General features: G+C 32.9%; 5 protein-coding genes. 1 reads left to right on the forward strand and 4 read right to left on the reverse strand.

Features of this window, described 5'->3' with window-relative positions; all coding sequences use genetic code 11:
• The first annotated feature begins 180 nt into the window (after positions 1-180).
• Positions 181-627 carry a hypothetical protein gene (locus LPB87_RS20470; protein ID WP_230729205.1) on the forward strand — a complete coding sequence of 149 codons (447 nt, stop codon included), beginning with the start codon at positions 181-183 and terminating at the stop codon, positions 625-627.
• 160 nt (positions 628-787) lie between these two features.
• Here LPB87_RS20470 and LPB87_RS20475 read toward each other — a convergent pair whose 3' ends face one another.
• From LPB87_RS20475 to LPB87_RS20490, 4 genes are all read right to left on the reverse strand, one after another.
• Positions 788-979 (reverse strand): hypothetical protein, encoded by a 192-nt coding sequence (locus LPB87_RS20475; protein ID WP_230729206.1) that lies wholly within the window; start codon positions 977-979, stop codon positions 788-790.
• 485 nt (positions 980-1,464) lie between these two features.
• On the reverse strand, positions 1,465-3,399 hold the full coding sequence (locus LPB87_RS20480; RefSeq protein ID WP_230729207.1) for an OmpA family protein: 1,935 nt from the start codon (positions 3,397-3,399) through the stop codon (positions 1,465-1,467).
• Positions 3,400-3,410: 11 nt separating this feature from the next.
• A complete protein-coding gene (locus LPB87_RS20485) occupies positions 3,411-4,328 on the reverse strand; it encodes a type IX secretion system membrane protein PorP/SprF (protein WP_230729208.1) in 918 nt (305 codons plus the stop codon).
• Positions 4,329-4,361: 33 nt separating this feature from the next.
• A partial coding sequence (locus LPB87_RS20490; protein ID WP_230729209.1) for a gliding motility-associated C-terminal domain-containing protein occupies positions 4,362-5,269 on the reverse strand: 908 nt, incomplete at its 5' end.

Below are 5,269 nucleotides of genomic sequence, written 5' to 3' on the forward strand. Positions count from 1 at the left end.
GGAGACACAACTTGTAAACGGTTGTTCTGATGGCGTACCATGTACTGAAGCTGAACATCAAATGAACAGACGAAGCGAATTTATTATTACAGCATTATGATAAATATTTGTGAAAAAACAATTTTAGGTTCGGTTTTTGTTCTTATCAGTGCATTATTAATTTAATAAAAAATTGAAACCATGAAATCTTTAAAACTTTTATTCATAAGTATATTTTTCATTACTATAAGTTCTTTACATGCTCAAGTATCAGTTAATGTTAATATTGGAACTCCACCTGCATGGGGTCCTGTAGGTTATACAGATGTACGCTATTATTATCTTCCTGATCTTGAAATGTATTATGATATTAATGCATCTAGTTACATTTATATTAGTAATGGAAAATGGACAAGAGCAAGGAGCCTTCCTAGAAACTATAGAAATTATGATCTTTACAATGAATATAAAGTTGTTCTTACCAATTACAGAGGTGATTCTCCATATGATAACTATAAAACTCATAAAGTAAAATATGGTAAAGGCTACAAAGGTAAACCACAAAAAACTATTGGTCTAAAACCAGGTAAAGGAAATAATAAAGAACATAAAAATAATGGACATGGGCATGGGCATAGAAAACATTAAATTGTAAAAATTAAAGGGGTACTTAATAAGTACCCCTTTAATTTTTATGAATAAAATATTTAATCATATTCTCTAAAATTTATTCCTCGACACAAAACCTATTCAATTAAAAAACAGATCTACATATTAGTTAAATAAGGAGTCTACTTACAAAAACTGCTTATCTTTTTTTCTGCTGACCAGGTGCGTAATTTTTTGCACTCTTACTTCCTGATATTTTTTTTGCCTGCCCAGGAGGAATCTTCCCCGAATTTGAAGACGAATTATGAACAGTATGAACACTGCAACTTGTTATAAATAGTGTTAAAGAAATAGTAATAAATACGTTTCTAAAAATTCTAGCGATTTTCATAGTTGTTTTTTTTCAAAGTTACACCTTTTGTTATTATAAAAGAATTGAAAATTGCATCATAAGTCTATTGGAGTTCCCACTTAAAATTGCATACAGAAATAGAAGACCTTTGGTTTTTAAAACAAAAAAATGCAAAAACCAAAGCAATCGTACACATTAGAATTCAAGCTGAATGCTGTATCCCTTAGTAATAAATACTACAGCTTTATTCCGGCCACTCGGGAACTGAATAAAAGTGCTAAAATATATCAAGAGATGGAAGAACGAGCTTGACGAAGGAAGATTGGGTTGCTGGATTAAACAAACTAAGAAAAGTAAACGTCAACAATTAAAAAAGCTGAGAAGAGAGCTTGAAGCTTCAGGCTTTCATGAATCAGAAAAACTGATCAAGAAACTGATGAAGCAGACATGCCTGCAAAGTGTCTTTAAAAGAAAACTTAAAATAACTACGGATTCTTCTAAACTTTTTATAAAATGAGTTGAGCTTACATTCTTAAAATAATAAACTCGCTTCGTCTGTTCATTTGATGTTCCTCTTCAGAACAATCCACACCATCTGCACAACGATTTACCAATTGCGATTCGCCATATCCTTTTCCAGAAAGTCTTTCTTTCTGAATTCCATTTTTGACAAGCCAAGCAATTGTTGATTTTGCTCTTGCATTTGATAATCTATCATTATAAGCATTGGTCTGACGACTATCTGTATGTGACCTTACGTCTACTCTCATTGTTGGATACTCTTTCATAATTTCAACAATTTTTGCCAAATCTGCCTGTGCATCTCTACGGATATTAAACTTATCAAGATCAAAATAAATCATCTTAATATTGAGCGTTTTTGCTAAATCCGTTCCAGTCTTAATTTCTTTAATTTTCTTAGTTATAGCCAAAGGAACATACTTCTTCGTTTCTAATTCAGGAATTATAACAGTCTGCTCATTTGTATCATAATCAATTTTCTCTGCTCTAACATAATATTTTTTACCACAACTCACCATAAATTTATAGGCAGCTCTATCGTCTGCAGTCATTTTAGAAATCAAATTGAACTTTTCATCAAATAGAGAGACTAAAGATTCTGGCAAAATATTTCCTGTTTCTTTATCAGTTACAATACCTGTTAGTTCACTTTCACAATCCAAGATCAAAGGTTTATTCTCGATAAAACTATATATATCATCTCTCCCTTTACCACCTGCTCTATTAGAAGAGAAATAACCTTTTCTCGTTGTATTATCAATTATAAAAGCAAAGTCATCCATCGGACCATTAATGGGTGCTCCTAAATTTACAATTTTGCCAATCGTACCATCAGATTTAATTTTAGTTATAAAAACATCTAATCCTCCTAATCCTTGATGTCCGTCAGAAGCAAAATACAATTCATTATCTTTAGTAATAAAGGGAAATGTTTCTCTCGCTTCTGTATTAATCCCCCCTGAGAGATTCTCTGGTTTACTATATTGATTATCCCCTAAGATACTTACCCTAAAAATATCTGATTGTCCATTTGTACCAGGCATATTCGAAGCAAAATATAAAGTTTTTTCATCAGGACTTAAAGCCGGATGAGCAACACTATAAGAATCATTATTAAATGGTAATTCCACAACATTTTCCCATTTTCCATCTTTCAAAACAGCTTTGTAAAGTTTCAGATTAATTATTTGTTTATCATCCTTTCCAACTTTTCCATCTGTAAAGTTATTTCTTGTAAAATATACCGTCTTCAAATCTTTAGTAAATACTGGTGTATCTTCATGAAATTTTGAATTAATAACCTTTGAAAAACGTTTCGGATTAGCTAAATCATTATCATCTGTTCTGTCTGAAACATAAAAATTAGTAAAAGCCTGATTCGTCCATTTGGTCTGTATCTTTACAACCCCTGTAGAATCACGTGAAGTAGAAAACACCACTTTATCTCCAAAAAAAGCAGTTCCATAATCCGATTGCGAGGTATTTATCCCAGTTGTTTTAATTTCATACCTCCCAGAATTTGCGTCTATAATTTTCTTATAGTCTTTCTGCTGATTATACAAGTTCCCACGAATATCATTGACTGAGAGCTCATGAAACTTATCCAAAATCTGATCTGATTTCTTATAGTCTTCTATAGCCTTTAATGTTTGTGAATAACGGTAGTAATATTCGTACTCAACTGGCTCATTAAGATTAAATAGTTCAGCATACCATTTATTAGCTTCCTTTAAATTGGCATTAAAATAGTACGAATCTCCCAGCTTCTGAAATAATTCTTTTGACTTATATCCTTTATTAGCCACTTTAAGGTAAGTTTGAGTTGCATCAACATAGGCTAAATCATTATACTGAGCCACTCCTTTTGCCATTTTTGCTTCTTGTGCCTGCATATGCAATCCAAAGGACAAAGCACATATCAAATAAATTTTTTTCATAGAGGTTATTTTTAGAAGAATCTAGGAGAGACTACTTTATCATATTTTTTAAACAATTCATAACGAAGAAAAACTTCATGCGATCCAGAGTTGAAATTCCCTAAACGCGTTGTTTCTTTATCATAAGCATACCCGATCAACAATGAATTAGATATTTGAAAACCTGCCATTCCACTAACAGCAGCACTCCACCTGTATGCTGCACCTAAGGTCAGTTTATCGAAGAATAAAAAATTTGCCGAAAGATCTACCTGCAAGGGAGCTCCTTTAACTACTTTACTTAAAATAGATGGTTTAAATTTAGTATCTCCTCCCAAATCAAAAACATGTCCTGCCATCACATAGTAATGCATTCGCTCACTGGCCACATATTGAATATCATTGTCATAATAGTTGTTCTCTAAAAAGTAAGGCACTGAGACTCCCACATAGGTTTTATCCGAATACAAAAAAATACCTGCCCCTATATTACCAGAGAATCTATTGTCAATATCTTTACGATTAAGATTATCGTTAGGGTTGAATAATTTAACCTTATTAAAATCAACATTAAACATATCTGCAGTCCCTTTAACCCCGAAAGCCAATTTAAAACTTTCGGAGGTTGGAATATAGTAACTTAAATCCAGTGAGATAATATTATTGTCTGAAGGCCCCAATCTGTCATTGACAAAACTAACTCCCAAGCCTAACTTTTTTGAAGTGCTTAGTGGAGTATGAATTGCTGCTGTATTAGTAACAGGAGCCCCATCTAACCCTACCCATTGTGTCCTGTGCATTATCAAGGCACTCAAACAACCTCTTGAACCAGCATAAGCAGGATTAATATTTGCCGTATTATACATATATTGAGTGTACTGTGCATCTTGTTGGGCATTGGCAACAAATCCATTGAGTACTAATCCTAGTATAATTAATTTTAATTTCATAATCATTTTTTTAAAATTGTATAGACCTACCATCTATCTGTTCAGATATAAGTATCCAGCTTTTTCTTTTGTACTCCCATCGGTTTTCACATACCTGACGATATAGTAGTAAGTTCCTTCAGGCAGATTATCATTTGCATTTACTGTTGTTCTTCCTCTAGACTTCCCATTAAAAGCAATAGTTTCATTATCATATCCTTTGGCCTGATATACCATAACTCCCCATCTGTTATAAATTTCAACAGTGTTATTAGGAAACTTTGTTATTCCATCTATATAGAATACATCATTATCACCATCACCATTTGGCGTAATATGAGTATAGACATCAATGTCTTCAATGGTCTTAACAATTACTGTTACCAAAGCTGTTGAACAATTTACAGGATTCAATTTCTCACAAATAGTATATGTTATCTGGTAAGTTCCTGCTGGTGTTCCTGGAGCCAAATCAACTTTACCATCTGCATTTAATACAATATGCCCTGTTGAATCTGGAGTATCAACCGTAAGTGTAACTTCACTTAATCCTGTTGAGCTTCCATTTAATGTGTCATTTCCAAAGATGTCAATAATTCCAGTTGTTCCAACTGATCCTGATACTATAGTGGCAGAATCATCATTTGCATCAATAAGTGCTCCCACAACATTAATAATACTTGTTATCGTAGCACAATTTCCTGGATTGGTTGCCTCACAAATTGTATATTGAACATTATAAGAGCCTGCTGGTGTATTCAATCCAACAGTTACCGTACCATCAGGGTTTAATATTAATCCTGTAGGAATACTCACTAGGCTAAGTGTTACCTGACCTGAATTGGTTCCAATTACTGCTGCTATACCATTTAAAGTATCATTGTTTATCAATGAACGGGTTATTCCACCTCCACTTCCATTAATAGGCCCTTCTGTTTCTGTTATCGCATTAATAACACTTA

It is taken from the genome of Flavobacterium sp. EDS (assembly GCF_020991525.1).
Classification (GTDB): Bacteria; Bacteroidota; Bacteroidia; order Flavobacteriales; family Flavobacteriaceae; genus Flavobacterium.